The organism is Centipeda periodontii DSM 2778, assembly GCF_000213975.1.
GTDB classification, from domain to species: domain Bacteria; phylum Bacillota; class Negativicutes; order Selenomonadales; family Selenomonadaceae; genus Centipeda; species Centipeda periodontii.
Genome location: NZ_GL892076.1, coordinates 1,921,417 through 1,943,513 on the forward strand (window position 1 = coordinate 1,921,417; position 22,097 = coordinate 1,943,513).

A 22,097-nucleotide genomic window follows, 5' to 3' on the forward strand; every position below is an offset into this window, starting at 1 on the left:
TCTTTAGTCCTTTGCCCAGACCTCAGCCATGAGATCCTCATACTCATCCTCAAGCTGCTTCACGAGAATCGGCAGAAGCGTGTTTATCATCCGGCTGTCGAATGTCTCATCGGCAAAAGGAATGCAGATATCAAGGTAGATATTGCCGTCCTCACGGAGATAATACTTGAAGATCTTGTACTCCGCATTGAGCTTATTGAGATATCCCTTAATCCGCTCGACATTATTCACATTGATGCCCGTCGCAACCTGTGTGCGGATAATCGTAAAGAAGCTGTCATCAATGAAGATCGCCATCGGCATAATCTGCTTCTTTGCCTCAATACGCGAGCGAAAGATCGTCGTATGGAACTCGTCATCAAGCGTCTGAGACTCAAAGAACTCAATCTGGTTCTCCTTCAAGAATTCTTGAAATCTCTCTGCCTTCGAGCGCCCCTCGGGAGCAGCCGTCTCCACTGCCTCTTCCTGCACGTCTTTCTCCTCATTTTTCGCCATTGTGTATTTCCTCCCTTATCGTATGAGAACGGTTACCCGCTCGTATATGACTATTGTATCATATATATTTTTTTTTGCAAGAAAAACCGCCATGCAAAAGCACGGCGGTCGGTAAAACTAGAATACGTTAGAGCGTTCTCTTACGCAAAATATATGCACGGACGAAGAGTCCTGTAAAGAGAATGGCAAAGCCGATGCCTGCCGGATAGGTGATGCTTGTCGGAAGACCAAACCCCTCGGGAGCCTGCATGAGATAGGTCGTCGTGACTGCTGACATGAAGATCGCGGGTACGAGAGCGAAAACATAGGCATACGAACCCGGCTTATGCAGATAGAGGTATGCCGTGCCCATCCAGAGGGTAATCATCGCAAGCGTCTGATTCGCCCACGAGAAGTAGCGCCAGATGATGGAGAAGTCCATCTGAGAGAGGACAAGACCGATACCGAGCATCGGAACAGCGATAATAAGGCGCTTCGGTGCCTCCTTCTGCGGGATGTTCAGCCAATCCGCAAGCGTCAGACGTGCAGAGCGGAACGCCGTATCACCGGAGGTAATCGGGCAGGCAATAACACCGAGCATGGCAAGAATTGCACCGATGCTCACGCCGCCGATCCCAATGGCACCCATAAAGCCGTTACAGACCTCATAGACGACACCACCAGGACCCGCCTCCTTGAGTGCCGCACCGAGCCCTGCCGTGCCGTCGTAGAAGGTCGCGCCGGCAGCCGCCCAGCAGAGTGCAATGATGCCCTCAGCGACCATTGCACCGTAGAAGACAGGCCGCCCCATGCGCTCATCTTTGAGGCAGCGCGACATGATCGGCGACTGGGTCGCATGGAAGCCCGAAACCGCACCGCAGGCAACCGTGATAAAGAGCAGCGGCCAGATCGGCAGCTGTTTCGGATGCAGATTCTCAAGCGTCATCTCAGGCATGACGTGACCGCCGACACCAAAGAGCATACCGCCCATGATGCCGAGCGCCATGACGATCAGGCAGATGCCGAAGATCGGATAAAACCGCGCGATGATCTTGTCGATCGGCAGGAGTGTCGCCATCGTGTAGTAGATGAAGATCACGCCGAGCCACATAAGTACTTCCATGCCCGTGAGCTTTGAAAGCAGCATTGCGGGTCCGGTCATGAACACGACACCGACGAGGACGAGCAAGACAATCGAGAAGATACGCATGATCTGGAGCATGATGTGCCCCAGATTCTTGCCGACGATCTCCGAGAGGCTCTTGCCATCCTCACGGAAGGAGATCATGCCCGAAAGGTAGTCGTGCACGCCGCCGGCAAAGATCGTACCGAAAACGATCCAGAGATAGACGCTCGGCCCCCAGAGCGCGCCCGCAAGTGCGCCGAAGATCGGCCCGAGACCTGCGATGTTGAGCAGCTGGATGAGGAACACCTTCCACGTCGGCAGGGGGATGTAGTCCACTCCATCCTCGAGCCGTATCGCAGGAGCAACCTCCCCCGTACGCCCAAACGCCCGGTCTACGATTGTACCATATACAATGTAGCCCACAATGAGCGTTGCGAGCGCACCAAGAAATGTAACCATGTGTTGTCACTTCTTTCTTTTGTATTTCTAGTAATTACGCACCGATCCGTTCCGGTGCCCCATTCCCTGCCCTCCTTCCTATAAAGAATCAAAGAAGCTCCCCTAAATAAGTCCCTAAAATAGCAAATGGGCTTCTTTGCGCTCATCATATCACAAACACTGCCCTCTTGTCTAATACTTCCTGTGTGCTATAATGGGCAATACATTGATACTATGGAGGCATGACTTATGGGACTTGATATTCTGCTCTTTCTCGTACTCGGACTCTTTGTCGGCACGTTCGGGACGCTCGTCGGCATCGGCGGCGGTCTGATCTGCGTGCCGATCTTCATCTTCTTTCTCTCGGACGGCGGCATCTATCCGTACTTTCACACGGCGGCACAGATCACTGGCACATCGCTCGTCATTGTGTTTGCAAACGCCCTCTCGGGGACGCTCGCCTACATCCGCCAGCAGCGCGTCTACTTCCCCGCTGCAATACCGTTTGCACTCGCGACGCTGCCGGGCGCATTTCTTGGATCGTACATCGTCGACGACTTCACGGGACCGATGCTCTACATCTCATATGGTTCATTCCTGCTTGTGATGGCACTGCTCATGTATTGGAACGCCACGCACAAGAAACATACGGATGTCCACACGCTCCCTGCAGGCTTCACATTCAACCGCTCGCTCGGCATCGGCTCGAGCGCAGGCGTCGGCTTCATCTCGAGCATCTTCGGCATCGGCGGCGGCGTGATCCATGTGCCGCTCATGGTCTACCTGCTCGGTTTCCCCGTACACATGGCGACGGCGACCTCGCATTTCGTCCTTGCCTGCTCGGCGGCGTTCGGTGTCGTCAGTCACGTCTGGCTCGGGCACGTCGTATGGACGCCCGCCATCTGCATCTCCATCGGTGCCGCCGTCGGTGCGCAGATCGGCGCTGCCATCTCACAGAAGACGAAGTCCAAGGTCATCCTCGTCCTCCTCTCTCTCGCCATGTTCGCGCTTGGCGTTCGTCTCATCTGGATGAGCGGGATGCTGTAAAACAAACCGAACGTAAAAAGAATCGCCCCAACATGAGGCGATTCTTTTTTGGTTTCTTTGTGCTCCGATCAGAGCGGCTGGAAGCCGTGGCGTGCTCCCTCGGCGGACTCGATTGCCTGATGTGCGAGATCAATCGAAAGCCCAAGGGTACGCATGATCTTGTCGGGGTTATGGAAGCCCATGCCGTTCTCGGCGGCAACCCAATCCCAGTACCACTGTGCTTCGCGAATCTTCGCGCGTGCATCTTCAAGTGCTGCATCGGGCACGCCCGCATCCATCGCAGCCTTGACCGTGCGGTGTGCGCGTGCAACGGTCTGTCCCGCGATACGCTGGAGTTTGAACGTGTTGTCATGGATGGTCTTGACGCGTGCAACGAGGGTCTCCTCGCTCTCGTCATGACACTTCAGACAAGACTGCTGCGTGGTCTTCAGCGGGCTCGTCATCCAGTGCGAGGTGTACTTCTTGCCGCCGTCACGCATATAGGGCATGTGGCAGTCCACGCAGGTAACACCGGCATCGGCATGGACACTCGTCGCCCACGTCTCGAACTCCGGATGCTGCGCCTTGAGCATCATCGTCTTGGAGTCGGGGTGCATCCAGTCACCCTTGAATCCGCCTGCCTGTCCGGACTGATAGTACTGATACTCGGACTCGGCATCCAGACCGTTCTCGTATGGATGTGCGACACGACCATCCTCGGCGGTGAAGTAGTACTCTGTATGACACTGCGAGCACACATAGGCACGCATCTCGTTATGCGTCGCCGCATTTACGTCCACACCGCGCTTTGCCATCGACTCAATGAAGCCCTGCTGATATACGCGCAGCTCCATCGTCTCGGGATCGTGGCAGGTCGAGCAGCCGAACCACTCGTCCATCGTGATGGGAGCCGCAACTTCATCAAACGGCTTCGATGCATACGCCCATCCACCTTCTTTGAAGTACACATCATAAACATACGAACCCTTGCACTGTAGACAACTCCCCTTCTGTCCCGGAAGCCTCTTCGTATGCAGGAGATCGTAGCCCGCATACGTATGCCCGCGGTCATCGTCATACTGGATGGCGAACTTGTATCCCTTGAAGTTTTCCAGCATCTCGGGCTGGTGCTCCAGATGACTGTTGCCCTCCATGCTGCCGCCGTAGCCCGTGGGCGATGGAGATTCCTCATTATTTTTCATGAACGAGTTGTACTGGAGTGGATAGGCGTCCTTGTACGCCTCTTTGCCGATCTTGGCAGCAGTGTCGCCCTGGATCTGCACGCGTTTGATGCTGTCATCGTTCGGGTGCGCGCCGATGCGAACGGCGACAAATCCAAAGAACAGGGCACAGACGCCGGCAACACCCGCGATGATTTTCTTTCTGTTACTCAACTCTTATCCCCCCTTCTAAAGGATTGGAACCATGCGGCATACCACTGTGACACTTCGTACAGTTTGCATTTCCGTCCTTGCCCCTGTCCAGACATACCGATCCCATGGTCGATGTATGGCAGCGCAGACAGTTGGCATTCACGATATCCCGTCCGTGATCGGAGATCTTGATGTGTACGGGATAGTCGTTCAGTACCTGATGGAGCGTGTCATGCATGCCTGTCTTGCCCTTTTCAAAATAGTAAACGGCAATATTGTCGTGCGGCAGATGGCACTCCACACAGGCGATATCCGCATGTGTGGACATGGCGTGTGTCTTTGCCTCGTGCTGCATGGCATGGCACATGCCGCAGAACTTCGGCGATGCCGATGCCTTGTCCATGAGCATACCGCCACCGACGGCAAGCAGCCCCACGAGAAACGCACCGATGATACAGCGCAGCGTATGCTCCTTTGCATACTGCTTCAAATTCATGTGTCCTTCCTCCCTTCTATGATTTCTCACTAGGAAATTGGTAATTCCCTAAGACCGCTTTTCCGATCCACCTCCTTTGCCCGCATTTACTGCCTGTGCAGCTGCCAGGAGACCGCCGGCAGTCACGAGAACACAGGCAAGCCAGAGAATGGAGATACCGGGCTTTGTACTGACCGAGGTGGGAACAGGGACTGCCGCCTCCTCTGCCACGGAGGGCAGAATCTCTATCCTGACGTCACGTTCATCCGCCGATACACCCGTGAGACGAATGCGGAACTTGCCATTCATCACTTCGATGGGCTGGGATGTCCCGCCCGTCTCCGTCGCAAGGATCGTGGGGGCTGCATCGTCGACCTCCTCGCCATCCGTCAGCGCAATCTGCGCCGTGACGAGAGTCTTGCCGCCGCCCTGCGGCTCGAACGCGATGGATTCGTAACGATAGGCATAGTCATTGATGCCCATAACGGTCTTGCTGCGGCGGAGAATCATCTCGTCGCGCTCCGCCGAGGTCGGCGACGGGGCAATGTAGAGATCGCCCAAGAGGCTCTTTGCAATCGCGGGCTCGCGTGCCGCATCCTCACCATTTGCACGCAGCTTTGTCACTGCCTCAGCAATCACACCATCCACTTCGTAGCGGTAGAATTTCTCCCTACCGTTTTCGGCAAACACCTGACCGCGATAGACGATCGTGTGACCGTAGATTTTCTGCGGCTCATCGGGCGTGAGCGTGACCGTTGTCGTCTGACTTCCTGTCCCCGACAGTACGAAGGCAAGGAGGGCAAGCCCTGCACCTACATGAGCGACCATCCCGCCGAAACCGATCTGACGGAAGCGATATCCCGCAATCGCGGCGGCGACGGCAAGCAGGGAGAAGGTCGATAGCAGAACCGACATGACATCTGTGACATGGGTGAGTCCCGTGAGTACGCCGCCGCCCACAGAGATCACGAAGATCCAAATCGGGCGTTTCGCCCGCCCGCCGCCATACGGCATGAGTACGCCGAGCGCCATCAGCAGCGCAAACGGAATCGCGATCGGCAGGGATGTGCGTACATAGTAGCTCGTATCGACCGCCGCACTCTCTCCAAGCAGCCCCGAGATGAGCGGCATAGACATGCCGAAGAAGACAATGACAACGATGAAGACGAGGAGCAGCATTCCGAGCAGAACGAGGAATGCACGACTGCGATGCTCTCCGTAGACCGCGCCCTTCGGCAGACGCTCGATGCGCGCGATGAGCACGCCAAGCCCTGCGAGGAGAATAAGTGCATTTGCAAGGGCGATGTAGAAGCCGATGTCCGAGCCCGCGAACGAGTGCACGGAGAAGTCGCCGAGGATGCCGCTGCGCGTCAGGAATGTCCCGTAGAGGACGAATGCATAGGAGAAAATCGCGGCGAGATGAACAAGGTAGAATGCCCCGCGCCGCTCGCGTGCAACCGAGATCAGATGCAGCAGAACACAGGCGAGCAGCCACGGCACGAGCGAGGAGTTCTCAACGGGATCCCACCCCCAGTAGCCGCCCCAGCCGAGTACCTTGTACGCCCAATAGCCGCCGATGAAGATGCCCGCACCGAGAAATGCGGACGCAACGAGCGTCCATCGGCGCATGGGAGCAAGGAATCCCGCATCCATCGGCGCCTTTATCATGCTCTCAAGCGAATAGACAAAAGGAACGGCGAGAAGTGCATACCCGATGAAGATGATTGGTGGATGCACTGCCATCCACGGATCTTGAAGGAGTGGGTTCATCCCGTGCCCGTCCAGCACGATTGTGTCGGCGGGAACGAACGGACTTTTGATGAGGACGAGGAAGGCGAGGACGGCGGTGAGCACATGATAAATTCCGCGCCCTGTTGCCGTCATGCGCCCATTCTGCACCAAGATCATGCCGACGACGGCATGGATCACTAGCCAGAGGAGGAACGAGCCCTGCTGCCCTGCCCAAAATGCAGAGATTTTATAGAGGAGCGGCAGATCGATGGACGAGTAGCTGACAACATAGTTGTAGCTGAAATCATCCGAGAGGATGGCGGCAAAGAGTGCCGCCGCTGCACCGAGCGCAGCAACACTCGTGAGGGCTGCGCAGATTTTCCCTTCGTTCGTTTTCCCCTGCGTCTCGGCAAATACCGCTGTGAGGGCAAAGAGAAGCACAGCGCCTAAGAGTACCGTCCCGATCATACCTGAACCTTTCCTTTTTCCGCCTCGTATTTCGACGGGCACTTGACGAGCAGCTTGTCTGCCGTGAACGCATCACCCGTGTATTTTCCAATCGCGACGATATGATACGCCTCATCGAAGTTGTCGGGCTTCACGCCCTTGTAACGCACAAGCATCGTCTCGCCCGTCTCCTCGTCAGCGATGGAGAAGACGAACGTCTCATTCTCCATATGCGGCTCAACGGCATCGTCCGGGAGTCCCTTCACCTGCACGTTGCGCTGAGAGGCACGCGCATCCGCAATGCTGACGTAGGGTGTCACGGAATAGGCGAAAAAATATCCGGCGTAGCCGATAAAGCCAAGAATCAGTACAACAAAGAAGTATTTACGCATGACGATCCCCCCGTTTCATCAGCCAAACATACATAAGTGTCACATCGAGCAGCGACAGCATAAGCGTTCCGAGCATCACCGCGTCCATATCGATCTGCCCCGCGCCGTTGAGGACAGGCGACGGATGCAGCGAGAAAAACATGCGCGGCAGAATAAAGACGAGGAACGGAACCGCGATAAAGGAAAAGAGTGCATAGACCGCCGACGATGAGGCTCGTGCGCGTTCATCCCGCATTGTCATACGAAGTGTAGCGTATGCCCCATAGATGAGGAGCAGAACAAAAATTGTCGTCTGCCGCGGATCCCAGTTCCAATACGCGCCCCATGTGAGCTTTGAGAAAATTGCCCCGCTCCCCGTCGCGAGGAGTGTGAAAAGCAATCCGAGAAAAGCGGATCGCGCACTTTTCGCATCATCGTGAAGGTTTCGCGTTTTCAGATAACGCGCCCCCCAGAAAGCGGCGCAGAAGAACGCAATGACCGAGACCCATGCACACGGAATGTGGAAGAATGCAATGCGTACGTAGTTGCCCAGCCCCTCAGCAGGGGGGACGACGAAGAACACGGCGTAGAGCACAGCCACTGTCAGAGCGGCAATCACCCCGGCAAGCATGAGACCCCCATCTCTAACTCTCAATCCAGAGAGAATCAAACAGCATCGATGCGCCCACCGTGAGCGCCATATCATAGATTAGCATACCGCCGAGGAGCGCCGGCTCTCCCCCGCCTGCCGAGAGCGAAATCGCGGGCAGAAGAATCGGCAGCATGGACGGTAGCAACAGGACGGGAACAAGCCCCCCGCGCACGCTCGCATTTGCGGCGACCGCCGCAAGCAGCGTATCCGCCGCAGCCATGCCCCAGAGTCCTAAAAACAATGTGGCAGCAAAACATCCATTGAGGACAAGCGGCGCATCCATCAAAATGACAACAAGAGGAAAAACGAGTGCGGCAAGCACGACAAGTGTAATGAAATGTGCCGCCATCTTGCCGAAGAGAACCGCCTGTGCCGGAACGTAGATCCACAAAAAGAGCAGCGTGCCCGCCGCAGCCTCCTCCGCAAAGAGCCGTTCTCCCTGCAACGTCGCCGCAAAGAAAATCACAATCCAGAGGAGTGCCGACGCAAGGCGGACATCCATTGTCCCCCACGCGAGCGACATACTTAGAAAGGCGATCACCGTCAGCGCGAACATCCCCATCGTCACATAGCCGGCGCGGAGACGGATGCCGTCGAGGAGTTCTTTACGGACGACGTTGAATGTCGCTCGTAAGATCGAAGCACGCATCCGCCGCCTTCCTTTCCTCTGGTTCATTCGTCGCCCACAGGATGAGCCGCCCCCTCTTCGCCGCTGCACGCGTCTCATGCAGGAGCAGCGCACGCCCCTGTTCATCGAGAGCAAGCCCCGGCTCATCGAGCAGCCACACCTCAGCGTCCACACCGAGAACGACGGCGAGCCGTACACGCTGGCGCATCCCTGTCGAGAGCTGCCCCGTCATACGCGGCAGAACCTCTGCGGACAGTCCAACACGTGCGAGAAGCTCCTGCAAATCCGCATCCTCACATCCAATACCGCGTGCTACCAAGAGGAATGTGATATTCTCACGCACCGTAAGGCGTGTATACAGTTCCATCTCCGGCGTCGCCATTGCAAGCAGTCTGCGGTAGTCCGCTCCATTGACAGGAGTACCATCCAGAAGTGTATCAATCGTCCCGGATGTTGGAAGCATGAGCCGTGCCGCAAGACGCAGAAGCGTCGATTTCCCGCTGCCATTCGCCCCGGTAACAGCAGTCACCCTGCCGCCTTGAAAGGAACACGTAAGTTGGTGTAGGACTTCACGCCCTTCAAACATTTGACTGACATCGTTCAAACGAATTTCAACCATAGGCTATCCCTTCCATAACTCTGGTTTATTTTAGCACGGCTATGAAAGAAAAATGAAATACATATTTTATATTAGTCTTTTCTATAGCTGTAGGCTATTTCAAAAATGAATGGACTTCATTTCTCTTGATAATTGGGATCTGAACAAAGCGGCCGAAATCTCATCACGAAAATCCGACCGCTTCTTCAAGTTTTTAGCATATATAATTTTTATCATTGCGCTGTGATCTTTATCACATTTAGCGGCGCATGACTCCAAAAACCGCAGACATCGGAATCCTTTCCAGACACTCGTCAATTCCTGTAATTTCCTCAGCATTGAGAAGAATGTCCGCAGCCCCTGCATTCTCTACGAGGCGTTCGCGCTTGCATGTCCCCGGAATCGGTACAATGTACGATTTCTTGCAAAGCATCCATGCGAGCGCGATCTGTCCACACGTCGCGCCCTTCTCCTCAGCCAGACCACGGAGGAGCGCGAGGAGCTGACCATTCTCCTCCATTGCCGCCGCACTGAACTGCGGCATATTCGCACGCATATCCCCCACCTCGAACGCCGTATTCTTGTCATATGCGCCTGTGAGCACGCCATTTGCAAACGGCGAGAATGCGACAAAGCCGATGTTCAGCTTCTCGAGCACTGGGAAGAGCGCTTCGTATGCGCGCGCCATCATCGAGTAGCGGTTCTGCACTGCCGTGAGCGGGCAAACGGTATGCGCTCGGCGAATGTCCTCCTCCGTCGCCTCGGAGATGCCCCAGTGGCGAATCTTTCCCTCCTTTATCAGATCACCCATTACACCTGCGACCTCCTCGACGGGGATCTTAGGATCGACGCGATGCTGATAGTAGAGGTCGATATAGTCCGTGCCAAGTCTCTGCAATGACGAATCCACAGACGCACGGATCACTTCGGGACGCGCGTCTGGAACGACGGGACTTTTGTTCTCTTTCAGCAGGCTCATATCGAAATGGATACCAAACTTCGTAGCGAGGATAACCTTGTCCCGATAGGGCGCAAGTGCCGCTCCGACAAGTTTCTCATTGTCATGCGGATCGTCGGGCGTGCCGTATACCTCCGCCGTGTCAAAGAGCGTTATGCCCATATCCACGGCAGCGGCAATCAGCTCACACATCTCCTTCTTGTCGGCGGGCGCGCCGTAAGACTGACTCATCCCCATACAGCCAAGTCCGACCGACGAAACGATGAGATTTCCAAGTTTGCGGTAGTTCATGATGCTTCCTTTCCACATCTCCATATTATGCCCAATATGGTATATAACGACGATTGCGCACCGATGTATCAGCTTCGTCCGCTAGTTTTACCAACCCCTCCTCGCAACTTTCGTTCAGCAGTCGTGAAATCATAGCGCTGTTATGGGATGGAATGGCAAAACGCTCCCGCAGCGATGCGTTCGTCATATATTCTCGATGAACGCGACGCAGACAAGCATGGAGATAACAGGCGCGCAGTTTATCCACCTTGCTCATCTTACTGAAAGGGCGCGATGAAAAAAGTGTAAGCCGCGTCATATTCTCATACACTGTTATTTCCGGCGCAGGAAGCTGATGCACCTCCGTTGCGTGAACAATCTTGTCAAAGCCGCTGCCACGCTCCTCACAGACACCGATTCTTCGCATAAATGCCGCCATTTGTTCGTTGCGTGAGATGGGAGGGTAATCCAAAAAACGAGTTGTTTCAATGAGCGGCGTACCCGGATTTGTAATTTCCATGCGATCTGAAAAGATCTCAACCATCACACCTGCACCATGAAGGAAGAAGTTTTGGTGAATCAGTGCATTTGCAAGGCTCTCACGAATTGCCAGTTCCGGATACATCGGCATGTTTTTTCGCAGTGCCCTTCCCATCACCTCGTTCGATGGCAACTGATCAGAAACATAGGTGACGAATTGTTCAAAGCCGAATGCGTACCCGGATTTGAAGATACGTTCTTTCCCGGCATATAGGCGTGTATGGTCACTGTATCGGATAACACGAAGTGCCTTTCGTTCCAAAGAGGGAAATGCAGATAGATCGTTGGCAAAGAGGATCGCACCAAGGTTGGTAATATTGTAATTTCCTGTCACATTCTTGACAATCATACGATCCGCAAGCAGAGCTTCTATCATCCCCCTCTTGTCATTGGGCAGGTCCAGCGAAAGGAGGTCAAAATAAGCTGGATAATTCAGGAGGCGCAGGACAAAATCCGCTGGAATGTCCTCCATTGCAATCATGCTCTCAAATGGTTTTCGCCCCAAGGTTGCCCATAGCTCGCGCTCCGTGTCCGGAAAGTCCTTCAACTTCTTTTTATGGGAATCAATACGAATGTAATCAATCCCACGAAATTTTACAGGTGAGGCATTTGCCGAATGGATTTCCAAGAGAACAATTATGCAGCCATCAATGTTGACCTCATGAAAGTAGAACTGAACCTGCGGCTCAAGCTGCGTGCTGATAAAGAGCTCTAAGCTCTGATTCCCCTGCTTCGTCCGCGATGGTCGAAACTCCGTCCCACGGATTGCGTGCGTTTCGTCATCAACCCCCCAAATCATCAGCGCGTGTGTCTTGTTATAAAGGGCTGCTGTATTGGAAAGTGCGCTGATATATTCCCCAATATCCATGGGCGTCGTCACCTGATTCAGCTTAAATTCGATCCACGGTCTTTCTTCCTCGAACGCACACGCTTCATGGATAATCGATGCAATTTGTTCATCAAGAAACGGCATGGTAACACCTTCTTCCAATCAAGATTATAGCATAGGATAATCAATAAAACAATCAATTAAACTATCTATATGAAACAAAAGGGATTGATAGATTCCAATGTAATTAATCCAATAGGAGTGTAATATACCAGTCAATAAAATTCATCAATCTGTATCAAGTTTCTTCGATCATTCCCATTATATGACAAAAAGAATCGCGGTACAAAGTTGTACCGCGATTCTTTTTGATGCAGTTTACTTCTTCATCTCTGCATTCTTCTCAAGAATAAGGTTGAAGAGTTCGGAGCCTGCCGGAATCTCCGTGAAGTGCGTGATCGCCTTCTCAATGCCGTTCTCCTTGATGAAGCTCTGCACCTCAACCGCCTCTGGATCGTCGGCAAAGTCGAAATGGAGGGCGGCGGCGATGACGGTTGCCAGCGCCTCAGGCTTTCTGCCGCGCTCCATGAGCTGCACAGCGGGAGAGACGAGGCGATCCTTCGCGCCGAGCTTGCGCTTCGGTCCGCGTGCGACGCGCGTCACGGCGTCGGAGAGATGCGGATTCTTGAACCGCTCCTCCGCTGTGCGGATGTATGCCGCAAGCTGCCCACGATCAAAGCCGAACTTCTCGATGAGCAGTTCACTCGACTCCGCCCAGACGCGGCGGACGAACGCGACGATCTCCTCGTCCTTCATCGCCGTTGCAATGTCCTCAATGCCTTTCAGATACGCCATGTACGCAATCGAGGCATGTCCCGTGTTGACGGAGAAGAGTTTGCGCTCGATGTAGGCTTCGAGATTGTCCACCCACGTCAGCCCCTCGATCTGCGGCTCTGCGCCGACCACGCCCTTGCGGTCGACATCCCATTCGCAGAACGGCTCGACCTTCACGAGCAGGGGATCCTCGTTGTGCTGGATGGGCACGATGCGATCGACGGCAGCGTCGGGGAAGCCGATGCAGCGCGTGACTTTCGCCTTCACATCGTCTGCAAGGTGCTCGTATACGAAGTTCTTGAGAACGGTCGAGCCACCCACCATGTTCTCGCACGCGATGATGTTGAGCGGCGTCTCGTTCTTCTCGACGCGGCGTGCAAGCCCCTTTGCGATATTCGGCGCAATGAACTTCAAGATGTTCGGACCGATGGCGGTGGTCACGATGCCCGCCGTGACGAATGCATCCAGCAGCTCCTCAAGCTGCTTATTACTGTTGATCGCCTTCACATACTCGACGTGGATGCTCTTCGGCTCATTGCCAACCACCTCGATGTCATAGGAGCGGCGCGCGTTGATCTCGTCAACCAGTGTCTCCGCAACATCGACAAATGTAACCTCATAGCCCGAACGCACGAGGAGTTCCCCGATAAAGCCGCGACCGATGTTGCCGCCGCCGAAATGGATTGCCTGTTTCATGGAAATCTCCTTTCAGGTTTTTTAATCTGCTTTCGTAAAGACTTCGTAAAGTTCATCGGCACTCTTCGTCTTAAAGAGCTCTTCGAGCTGTTCATCCGTATAGTCGCCGACCATGGTCGCGATGTTGGCGAGGATGGCGAGGTGGTCGTTGCCGACGCCCGCGATGCCGATGACGAGATGTGCCGTTTCATCGCCGAACTGCACACCCTCGGGATACTGGCAGACGACGATGCCCGTCTTCTTGATCGTATCCTTGACGGCGTTCTCACCGTGCGGGATCGCAATCCCCTTGCCGATGTAGGTCGAGAGATCCTGTTCACGATTCAACATGCCCTGCACATAGCCCTCGTCGACGTAGCCGCTCGCCACGAGCATCCTGCCCGCCGCAGTGATTGCGTCCTCGCGGCTGACGGTGGGAAGTCCGACCCGAACGTTTTCTTTCAGCAGGACACCCGCGCTGACCGTATCGGTCGCCTCTGCCTCTGCGTCGGATGCTGGAGTGCCTGCTTCGACTGCTGCCTCTTTCAGACGTGTCGTGACGATCTCATAGACATTGTTCTGCGTGAAGTCGCGCACCCAGATGTGCTCTGCCTGCGGCGAGTCTGCAAGCGCACGCTCGGCGAGTTTCTCATGCGAGATGACGAGCTGTGCCTCGCTCGGGATTGCCCCGATGGCGCAGTTCGTGACGGAGATATCCGTATAGCCGTCCTTCTTGAGCTTCTTGCGCAGTGCCGCTGCACCGAGGGCGGACGAGCCCATGCCCGCGTCGCAGGCGTAAACGATGACCTTCAGATCCTTGCCCGCAACCTTCTTTTCTGCGGGGAGGTCCTTGCCTCGATTCTTCATGTCCGCCATGCTCTCGCGTGCGGATTCGAGCGAATCCTCATCAACATCCTTCGACATCTTGATAAAGACGGAGGCAACCGCACAGGATACCGCCGTTGCAACGGCGAACGCCGAGAGGTTTGCAAAGAGTGCCGAGCCGTTCGGCGTCATGGCAATGATCGCGAAAATCGACCCCGGGGAGGACGGTGCAATCAGACCGCCGCCGAGGAGACCGAGCGTGAACACGCCGGACATGCCGCCCGCGATCGCTGCAACGATGAGTGTCGGCTTCATGAGGATGTACGGGAAGTAGATTTCGTGAATACCGCCGAGGACGTGAATGATCATCGCGCCGGGCGAGGACGACTTCGCCATGCCCTTGCCAAAGAGCCAGTACGCAAGCAAAATACCGAAGCCGGGACCCGGGTTCGCCTCGAGCAGGAAGAACATGGACTTGCCGTATTCCTGCGCCTGCTGGATGCCGAGCGGGCTGAGCACGCCGTGGTTGAGTGCGTTGTTGAGAAAGAGCACCTTTGCCGGCTCGATGATGATGGATGCGAGCGGCAGAAGCCCCATCGCAACGATTCCCTCCACGCCGCTGCGCAGGATGTCGTTCGCACCGCCGACGACGGGACCGACGACGGCGTAGGCAATCATCGCGAGGATGCCGCCGAGAATACCGAGCGAGAAATTGTTGACCAGCATCTCGAAGCCGCCCGGAATGCTGTCGCGAATGGCATCGTCAAACTTCTTGATGATATAGCCGCCCAGAGGTCCCATAATCATCGCACCGAGGAACATCGGGATATCCGAACCCGCGATGATGCCCGATGTCGCGATCGCCGCCATGACGCCGCCGCGATGCCCATAGATTGCTGCGCCGCCGCTGTAGCCGATGAGCAGAGGAATCAGCCACTTGCTCATGGGACCACCGACCTGAGCGAGGTATTCGTTCGGCATCCATCCCGTCGGGATGAAGAGCGCCGTCAGGAACCCCCATGCGATAAATGCGCCAATATTCGGCATGACCATTCCGGACAGGAAGCGGCCGAATTTCTGCATGGCCTCCTGTGCCCCTCCACCTTGCTGACTCATAAAAATCCCCCTTCAAAAATATATCTAAATATTTTATCTACAAGAGCTGTTCCAATCTTTCCCGGAAATGCTCTTCAAAAACGTATTCCAGTTCGCGGCGCATCTCGTCCGCACCCCCCTGCGCGAGGATGTCTGTAAAGCTCGGATGCTCCGCCATATGTGCCGAGACAGTCCCAAGTATCTGCTTTTCTGTTTCGTCTCCCCCTAAAGACGCGTGCATGACGAGTGCCGTATGCACGGCATCCTCTCCATAGGGAAGCGGCTCTGCGAGATGAAGAACGCCGAAGCGCGCTTCATCAAGTGCCGTCGATGCCGCATGGAGGAGGAGCATCTGTGGTGCGATCCATGTGGGCGCGATTTTCTCACGGCGAACAAGTGCCGCCGCAAATGCTGCCGCAGACGGCTCCTCGGGAATGAGGAGACGCGCCGCCGCCTCTGCCAGCTGCGGGAGCGTCTGCACCCGCACGTCCCCCTGCAGGCGAAAGCCCACGAGCAGATCGTGAATCACACCGCTCAGACGGTGAATCGCTGCCATCGCCTTTGTGAAATGCGGCTTTTCCGCTGACTCTGTGACCATATGCGGCGCACAGGCGGCGAGAACGGCGTCGATCCGTGCCCGATCCGATGCGGTCAGAAACGCACTCGCGACGACGACGGGCACGGGAAGCGGTGGGAGCGGTACGGTCGACACAACAAAATCCGCCGAGCGCTGCGTGATCTCATGCGCTGTGAGCGCAAGGGAGGAGAGTTCCCCGACGACGCGAATCCGCTCATAGGCGCGACGAATGCGGCTCGCGAGCAGACGACTCGTACCGAGTCCTGTCGGACACGCGACGAGCACACGCACGATCGAGCGATCTCCACCCGCCTCCGTCAGTGCCGCACCGATGTGAATGGCGATGTAGGCAATCTCATCGGCGGGCAGCGGCGCACCCACCTCTTCTTCCATCATGCGCGTGGCGTATCGCGCAATCTCCATGAGTTCCGGATGCTCCGCCTCCATCTGCGCAAGCAGCGGATTGCGGATGTCCATGCGAAGTTTCAGACGGTGCAGCGCGGGTGCGAGATGATTGACCAGTCCCGAGAGCAGCGTGCGGCTGCGCAGCAGCGGTGCACCGCTTTTCTCCGATGCAAGACGCATGATCGACTGTGCGATCTGTACGAGGCGGAAGTTGTCGACGCGCCCCGCCCCTGCCGGAAGCGCCATGCCGCGCGCGCCGAGAAGGTGCATCGTGATGTAGCCGATCTCTGCCTCAGGAACGGCAAGTTCAAATGCCGCGCCCAGCCGCTCCGCAATCACGCGCGCCGCAGCGAACTCCTCCGTACCGCGAAGCTCCTCAAGCGTCTCTGCATCCATCGCAATCGTATCGCGCTGCTGCAAACGCCGCACGGCGAGCGCGAGGTGAACGACAAGGCCGACACGCGCAGTATCTGGAATGTGCCGACCTCGCGTTTCCTCGGCAACAGCATCGTCGATCATCCGTATCTGTACCCCATCGACAAGCCCGAGCAAAGCCCTGTCCGCCGCATGAGCCGCGCCCTCTCCACCGTCGTCACCGACAAGCGCAAGCAGTTCCGTTTCATCCACATGGTCATGAATCATCCGAACAAGTGCGCTGCGGATGTCCCGCTCTGCTCCTTCGACGTAGACACCAAGTCCCGGACGGCGTACAAGCGCGATCCGCTGCTCTGCAAGATGTGGCTGCAGCCGATCGAGATCGTGACTGACCGTGCTGTCCGTTACGTTCAGGAGACGCGCAAGAGTAAAAAGCTTGAGCGGTTCATCTGCCATGAGAAGGCGCGTCGTAAGGATGGAGCGCCGCTGATCGGGGGAAAGTTCCCGGTGTGTGTTTCCGTCCGAGGCGAGATGTTTGCGCAGACGCCTGAGATCCTCCGGATCGCCCGCGAGCATAACCCCCGCGCCCGTGCGCCGCAGCAGCGTAATTCCATACGGCATCAGAGCCATCTCGAGTCCATGCAGCTCACGCGCAACAGTGCGTGAGCTGACGCCAATCTCGGAACCAATCCGCTCGGCAGGCACATAGCCGTCTGCAGCAAGGAGCGCGGACAGAATCGCCCGCATACGCGTCGTCATGTCCATGCGTCCGCCCCCTTTCGACCTTCATTATAACGAATGGCATTCATATCTGCAATGAAAAGACCTTGCTCTTTGTCATGAAGGGCTATGGACAAATAAAAAGAGCCGATGCGTCACACATCAGCCCTATAGTCATGCAAAATCAAGCCCCGGTACGGCATTCAGATAGAGGTCGCTGTACCTGCCCGCCTCTGCCTGATACGCTCCGCGACACGCGATCATCGCTGCGTTGTCCGTACAGAGGCGCGGCGGCGGGTAGAGATAGCGAATCCTCTCTGCCTCTGCCGCCATCCGCAGACGCTTCTCGAGCGCCGCATTCGCCGCAACGCCGCCCGCGAGCACGAGCGTATCACGCCCCGCTTCGTGAATTGCCTCGAACGCCTTGTGCGCAAGTACCTCGATGACGGCAGACTGGAACGAGGCGGCGATATCCGCCTCGTTCAGCGCGTGCCCCTTCATCTTCTCGCTGTTGATGTAGTTCAGTACAGCGGATTTCAGCCCACTGAAGCTGAACTCGTAGTTTCCCTCCTGCGCGAGCGCACGCGGGAAGTCAATCGCAGCAGGGTCGCCCTCGCGTGCGAGCCGATCGATCTCGGGGCCTCCGGGGTATGGCAGCCCCATCACGCGCGCGACCTTGTCGAACGCCTCGCCCGCCGCATCGTCACGCGTCCTGCCCATCTGGCGGAACGTTTCATAATCCGCGACATCGACGAGCGCCGTATGCCCACCCGAAACGACGAGCGCCATAAAGGGCGGCGTGAGCTGCGGCGTCGCGAGGAAGTTTGCGAAGATATGCCCCTCGAGATGATTCACGCCGATGAGCGGAACGCCGAGCGAAAACGCCAGCGATTTTGCCGCCGACACGCCGACGAGAAGCGCGCCGACGAGTCCCGGTCCATAGGTAACGGCGATCTGATCGATGTCCGCAAGCCGGACGTTCGCTTCCTCAAGCGCCTGCTCTACGACGGGCAGGATGCTCAAGATGTGGTTGCGCGAGGCGATCTCAGGCACGACGCCGCCGTATTTTTGATGGATCGGAATCTGCGTTGCGGTGACGCACGAGAGGAGTTCGCGCGTTCCGCGCAGCACCGCCGCCGATGTCTCGTCACAGCTCGTTTCAATCCCGAGCGTCAGTTTCTCCTGCACATCTTTCATTTACAAATTCCTTTAGCTTTGTATGCCACATGAGGATTGCGTCCTCACCGTTGTCCTGATAGTATTTCCTGCGCACGCCGATCGCCGCAAAGCCCAAACCTTCGTAAAGGCGGAGGGCAGGTGTATTCGACGGGCGCACCTCAAGCGTCATGCGCTCTGCGCCGCGCTCTGCTGCCGCACGCATGAGCTTTTCCACGAGGACTTTCCCCAGTCCCCTGCCCCGTTGCGACGTTGTCAGTGCGATATTGGTCACCTGCGCCTCCTCGAACGAGATCCAACACCCGCCGAAGCCGATGATCTCCGCATCGTCGAGCGCGACAATATAGCAGGCAAATTCGTTCGACGCCTCGCGCCAGAAGTCCTCACGCGACCACGGCGTCGGAAAACTCTCCGACTCGACGCGCGCCACCCCCTCTGCATCCGCAGGCAGGAGTTCCCGAAAGTGAATCACTGCGCCCCCTCCGCGCCGTGCCGCTTCTCCCACAGCACCTCCGCCTCGCTGCGGCGCAGGTAAAGGGGCTGGATTACCACGGGGTCGTCCACATCTCCACGCGCAAGGCGCGCAAGCCCCGCAAGCCCCACGCACGCCGCACGCGGCATACGTGCATGAATCGGTGCAAGACGCACATGTGTGGGCAATTCGATTGTGTTTTTCTTCTGCATCGCATCGCCGAGCAGCAGGACGGGCTGCGCCGTTCCCGTGAGTGCCGCAATGACCTCGATCAACGGCAGAATGGAGAGCGCGTGCATTTCCCGCAGGGTCAGTCCATCCACACCCGCCTCCCACGCAAACTCCTGCACATAGACATTTCCCTTCTGCGCGTCCATCATGGGAACGAGGCGCACACCCTCACATACATAGTGATGGGCAAGCGCCTCAAGTGTCGGTACTGCGATGAGAGGGATGTGCAGTGCATACGCCATCATCTTTGCCGCTGCAAGTCCGATGCGCAGCCCCGTAAACGAACCGGGACCGATGCTGACGGCGAGCCCCTCAAGTTCTTCCTTTTTCACACGCGCCATATGGAGCGCTGTCTCGATGTGCGGCATCAGCGTCTCCGAGTGTGTCAGCGCGCCCTGCATAGAGATCTCTGCCGCAATGCGCTCGGCTGAGAGAACGGCGACGCTCGAGACCTGCGAGGAGGTATCAATGCTCAGGATCGACAATCTCACTCAACTCCTCCAAGAGCCTCGTGCTCTTCTCCCCCTCGGCGGCAAAGGTGAACTGCCGCCCCTCACCGCCCAGATTTGCAATATTCACTTGAACACGATCCTCTGGCATCGCCTCCGGGAATTTCTCTGCCCACTCGATCAGCACAATACCCTCCGTTGCCTCCACATACTCATAGAAGCCAATGTCCTCGAGCTCCTCCTCGGACGCGATGCGATAGAGATCAAAATGCACGATGGGACATGCCGCCTCATAGATGTTCATGAGGTTGAACGTCGGGCTCGTCACGTCGCTCTCCACACCGAGCGTCCGCGCCAGTGCGCGCACAAAGAGGGTTTTGCCCACACCAAGCTCTCCATCGAGGCAGATCACCGTCCCCTCATGAATAATTTTACCAATCGTTCCCGCTAAATGCGCAGTCTCCTCGGGAGAACGCGTGATACAGGTGAACATATTCTATCCCCTTATGCGTGAAAAAAATAGAAACTTTTGATACATTATAACATGTTACGAGGCTCTCCGCAAAGAAAAAGCGGAACGGAGAGATATTCTCCCCGTCCGCTTAGTTTGGCAGCCGTACCGTCATGCGTCCGCCCGGCACGTCAATTGCAAGCACGACTGCGCGCAGTGCGGGAATGAGAATCTCACGCCCATCCTCGGCGCGCACAACATAGACATCGTTGCTGCCCGTTTTCAGGACATTCTCAACCGTGCCGAGCTCATGCCCCTCCTCATCATAGACCGTGAGCCCCACAATGTCGAAGACGTAGTATTCGCCCTCATCGAGCGGTGCCGCCTCCGCGCGCGTGACCGTGAGGAGCTGCCCCGTCAATCGCTGCGCTGCCTCGCGGACGGTGTACTCACGAAAGCGCATGAGGAAATTCTTCCCCTGCTGCTTCATGCTCTCGATGTGCAGGAGCTCATCACCGACCATGACCTCACGCAGCGCAGCAAAACGCTCGGGAAAATCCGTCAGTGGAATGATGCGCAGATCGCCGCGAATGCCGTGCGCCGCACCGACACGCCCGATGACGATGCGCTCATTGCTCGTATTAGGAACGGATGGCGATAATCTTGTCATCTTCCACCAAGATCTCGACGTTCATCAGCTCGCGCATATCGTCGCCAACCTTCGCCTCGACCTGCCGCTCGAGCGTGCCCTGCACGATCTCCGCGCCCTCGACGAACTTCTGCAGCTCCTCACGGTGTACGTTCGTCTCCTCGATGTAGTCCAGACGACGCTGGCGCTCCTGACGGATCGTGTTGATATGCTGGATCGCCTGCGGCGTCAGCTCTCCCTGCTCCGCCTCCTGCATGACACGCTTTTCCTGAATGCCGAGCTGCTGCACCTCAAGCTCCGCGCGGCTGAGACCTTCCTCCATCTCCTTGAGCATCTTTGCGCGCAGCTTCTCCGTCAGCTTTGCCTTAACGGTGACAGGCACCTTGATTGAAATAGAATCCACCTGTATCTCTCCTTATGCAAAAACGGCGACCGTCTGAGACGCACGCCGTTGCCATGCTTCCTAAAGGCTCAGCCGATCTCGACCGTTGCCCTCTTATTCTCCTTCGTTGCAGCAGCCTTGACAACACTGCGCAGAGCCTTTGCAATGCGCCCCTGCTTGCCGATGACCTTGCCCATGTCATCCTCTGCCACACGAAGCCTTAAAATGATCTCCTGATCATCCTGCGTTTCGTCAACGACGACAGCTTCCGGATGATCGACCAAGGATTTTGCGATAACCTCGACTATCTCTTTCACGCCGGTCGTCTCTCCTCATTGCAATACGCACGCCGCGAGAGATCACCGAGATGAATCCCCCGCTCACGCGCTGTATTTGTCAATCTTTCTGACGCTTTGCCTCGGCGAATTTCGCCATCGTGCCGTTCTTGCTCAGGAGGTTCCTGACCGTGTCGGTCGGCTGTGCGCCCTTCTTCATCCAATCGATTGCCTTGTCCTCATCAATGCTGACGACGGCGGGCTGCTTCGACGGATCGTAGTTTCCAAGGATCTCGATGAATCGACCGTCACGCGGTGCGCGCGAGTCGGCGACCACAATGCGATAAAAGGGATTCTTCTTCGCACCCATGCGGTTCAAACGAATCTTGACTGCCATAATTTCACCACCTTTCGTTGTATAGGAATCGCTGATAAAATGAAGTCTGTCAGATTGGTGCAGAATTTTTGTCCTGCCAAGGAAACAAACCGGACGCATAGCCAAAGCTATGTGGAGGATTTGTTGACACAGGCAGGGCGAAAAGAATGCGCCAAGATAATGGGCTGAATTTA

The 22,097-nt window shown here is 56.3% G+C and carries 23 protein-coding genes; 1 reads left to right on the plus strand and 22 read right to left on the minus strand.

Going from position 1 to position 22,097, the window contains the following annotated elements:
• Positions 1–3: 3 nt before the first annotated feature.
• Entirely contained in the window at positions 4–495 is a 492-nt protein-coding gene (locus HMPREF9081_RS08715) for a hypothetical protein (protein WP_006306814.1), read from the minus strand.
• A gap of 127 nt (positions 496–622) precedes the next feature.
• The gene (locus HMPREF9081_RS08720) at positions 623–2,059 is read right to left on the minus strand and encodes a carbon starvation CstA family protein (RefSeq protein ID WP_006306815.1); all 1,437 of its coding nucleotides are present in this window, start codon (positions 2,057–2,059) and stop codon (positions 623–625) included.
• Between the two features lie 228 nt (positions 2,060–2,287).
• Between HMPREF9081_RS08720 and HMPREF9081_RS08725 the strand changes: the two genes are divergently transcribed.
• Positions 2,288–3,085 (plus strand): sulfite exporter TauE/SafE family protein, encoded by a 798-nt coding sequence (locus tag HMPREF9081_RS08725; protein ID WP_006306816.1) that lies wholly within the window; start codon positions 2,288–2,290, stop codon positions 3,083–3,085.
• Positions 3,086–3,153: 68 nt separating this feature from the next.
• On the opposite strand, the gene HMPREF9081_RS08730 is transcribed toward HMPREF9081_RS08725, so the two are convergent.
• The 20 genes from HMPREF9081_RS08730 to rpsP form a co-directional block, all read right to left on the minus strand.
• Entirely contained in the window at positions 3,154–4,458 is a 1,305-nt protein-coding gene (locus HMPREF9081_RS08730) for an ammonia-forming cytochrome c nitrite reductase subunit c552 (protein WP_006306817.1), read from the minus strand.
• On the minus strand, positions 4,451–4,933 hold the full coding sequence (locus HMPREF9081_RS08735) for a cytochrome c3 family protein (protein ID WP_006306818.1): 483 nt from the start codon (positions 4,931–4,933) through the stop codon (positions 4,451–4,453). The genes HMPREF9081_RS08730 and HMPREF9081_RS08735 overlap by 8 nt, the downstream gene beginning before the upstream one ends.
• A 48-nt stretch (positions 4,934–4,981) precedes the next feature.
• Positions 4,982–7,111: a cytochrome c biogenesis protein CcsA gene (ccsA, locus tag HMPREF9081_RS08740; RefSeq protein ID WP_006306819.1), complete on the minus strand. Its 2,130-nt coding sequence runs from the start codon at positions 7,109–7,111 to the stop codon at positions 4,982–4,984.
• Positions 7,108–7,482: a cytochrome c maturation protein CcmE domain-containing protein gene (locus HMPREF9081_RS08745; RefSeq protein WP_006306820.1), complete on the minus strand. Its 375-nt coding sequence runs from the start codon at positions 7,480–7,482 to the stop codon at positions 7,108–7,110. Before HMPREF9081_RS08745 ends, ccsA (HMPREF9081_RS08740) begins: the two co-directional genes overlap by 4 nt.
• Positions 7,475–8,092, minus strand: a complete 618-nt coding sequence (ccsA, locus tag HMPREF9081_RS08750; protein WP_006306822.1) for a cytochrome c biogenesis protein CcsA — start codon at positions 8,090–8,092, stop codon at positions 7,475–7,477. Before ccsA (HMPREF9081_RS08750) ends, HMPREF9081_RS08745 begins: the two co-directional genes overlap by 8 nt.
• Positions 8,093–8,105: 13 nt before the next feature.
• Entirely contained in the window at positions 8,106–8,762 is a 657-nt protein-coding gene (locus HMPREF9081_RS08755; protein ID WP_040394924.1) for a heme exporter protein CcmB, read from the minus strand.
• On the minus strand, positions 8,719–9,360 hold the full coding sequence (locus tag HMPREF9081_RS08760; protein WP_006306824.1) for an ABC transporter ATP-binding protein: 642 nt from the start codon (positions 9,358–9,360) through the stop codon (positions 8,719–8,721). The genes HMPREF9081_RS08755 and HMPREF9081_RS08760 overlap by 44 nt, the downstream gene beginning before the upstream one ends.
• Positions 9,361–9,598: 238 nt before the next feature.
• A complete protein-coding gene (locus HMPREF9081_RS08765; RefSeq protein WP_040394926.1) occupies positions 9,599–10,588 on the minus strand; it encodes an aldo/keto reductase in 990 nt (329 codons plus the stop codon).
• Positions 10,589–10,613: 25 nt separating this feature from the next.
• Positions 10,614–12,080: an ATP-binding protein gene (locus HMPREF9081_RS08770; protein ID WP_006306826.1), complete on the minus strand. Its 1,467-nt coding sequence runs from the start codon at positions 12,078–12,080 to the stop codon at positions 10,614–10,616.
• A gap of 234 nt (positions 12,081–12,314) precedes the next feature.
• Complete coding sequence (locus tag HMPREF9081_RS08775) at positions 12,315–13,466, minus strand: mannitol-1-phosphate 5-dehydrogenase (protein WP_006306827.1); 1,152 nt, start codon at positions 13,464–13,466, stop codon at positions 12,315–12,317.
• Between the two features lie 21 nt (positions 13,467–13,487).
• On the minus strand, positions 13,488–15,386 hold the full coding sequence (locus tag HMPREF9081_RS08780; RefSeq protein WP_006306828.1) for a PTS mannitol transporter subunit IICBA: 1,899 nt from the start codon (positions 15,384–15,386) through the stop codon (positions 13,488–13,490).
• Positions 15,387–15,423: 37 nt separating this feature from the next.
• Entirely contained in the window at positions 15,424–17,487 is a 2,064-nt protein-coding gene (locus HMPREF9081_RS08785; RefSeq protein WP_006306829.1) for a PRD domain-containing protein, read from the minus strand.
• Between the two features lie 129 nt (positions 17,488–17,616).
• A complete protein-coding gene (tsaD, locus tag HMPREF9081_RS08790) occupies positions 17,617–18,639 on the minus strand; it encodes a tRNA (adenosine(37)-N6)-threonylcarbamoyltransferase complex transferase subunit TsaD (protein WP_006306830.1) in 1,023 nt (340 codons plus the stop codon).
• The gene (rimI, locus tag HMPREF9081_RS08795; RefSeq protein WP_006306831.1) at positions 18,602–19,090 is read right to left on the minus strand and encodes a ribosomal protein S18-alanine N-acetyltransferase; all 489 of its coding nucleotides are present in this window, start codon (positions 19,088–19,090) and stop codon (positions 18,602–18,604) included. The genes tsaD and rimI overlap by 38 nt, the downstream gene beginning before the upstream one ends.
• On the minus strand, positions 19,087–19,806 hold the full coding sequence (gene tsaB, locus HMPREF9081_RS08800) for a tRNA (adenosine(37)-N6)-threonylcarbamoyltransferase complex dimerization subunit type 1 TsaB (protein WP_006306832.1): 720 nt from the start codon (positions 19,804–19,806) through the stop codon (positions 19,087–19,089). Before tsaB ends, rimI begins: the two co-directional genes overlap by 4 nt.
• Positions 19,787–20,263 carry a tRNA (adenosine(37)-N6)-threonylcarbamoyltransferase complex ATPase subunit type 1 TsaE gene (gene tsaE / locus HMPREF9081_RS08805; RefSeq protein ID WP_006306833.1) on the minus strand — a complete coding sequence of 159 codons (477 nt, stop codon included), beginning with the start codon at positions 20,261–20,263 and terminating at the stop codon, positions 19,787–19,789. Before tsaE ends, tsaB begins: the two co-directional genes overlap by 20 nt.
• Before the next feature lie 109 nt (positions 20,264–20,372).
• Positions 20,373–20,891, minus strand: coding sequence for a ribosome maturation factor RimM (gene rimM / locus HMPREF9081_RS08810; protein WP_006306834.1), 519 nt, complete (start codon positions 20,889–20,891; stop codon positions 20,373–20,375).
• Positions 20,863–21,273 carry a YlqD family protein gene (locus HMPREF9081_RS08815; RefSeq protein ID WP_006306835.1) on the minus strand — a complete coding sequence of 137 codons (411 nt, stop codon included), beginning with the start codon at positions 21,271–21,273 and terminating at the stop codon, positions 20,863–20,865. The genes rimM and HMPREF9081_RS08815 overlap by 29 nt, the downstream gene beginning before the upstream one ends.
• A gap of 68 nt (positions 21,274–21,341) precedes the next feature.
• On the minus strand, positions 21,342–21,569 hold the full coding sequence (locus HMPREF9081_RS08820) for a KH domain-containing protein (RefSeq protein ID WP_006306836.1): 228 nt from the start codon (positions 21,567–21,569) through the stop codon (positions 21,342–21,344).
• A gap of 79 nt (positions 21,570–21,648) precedes the next feature.
• Positions 21,649–21,924 (minus strand): 30S ribosomal protein S16, encoded by a 276-nt coding sequence (gene rpsP, locus HMPREF9081_RS08825; RefSeq protein WP_040394931.1) that lies wholly within the window; start codon positions 21,922–21,924, stop codon positions 21,649–21,651.
• Positions 21,925–22,097: the final 173 nt, after the last annotated feature.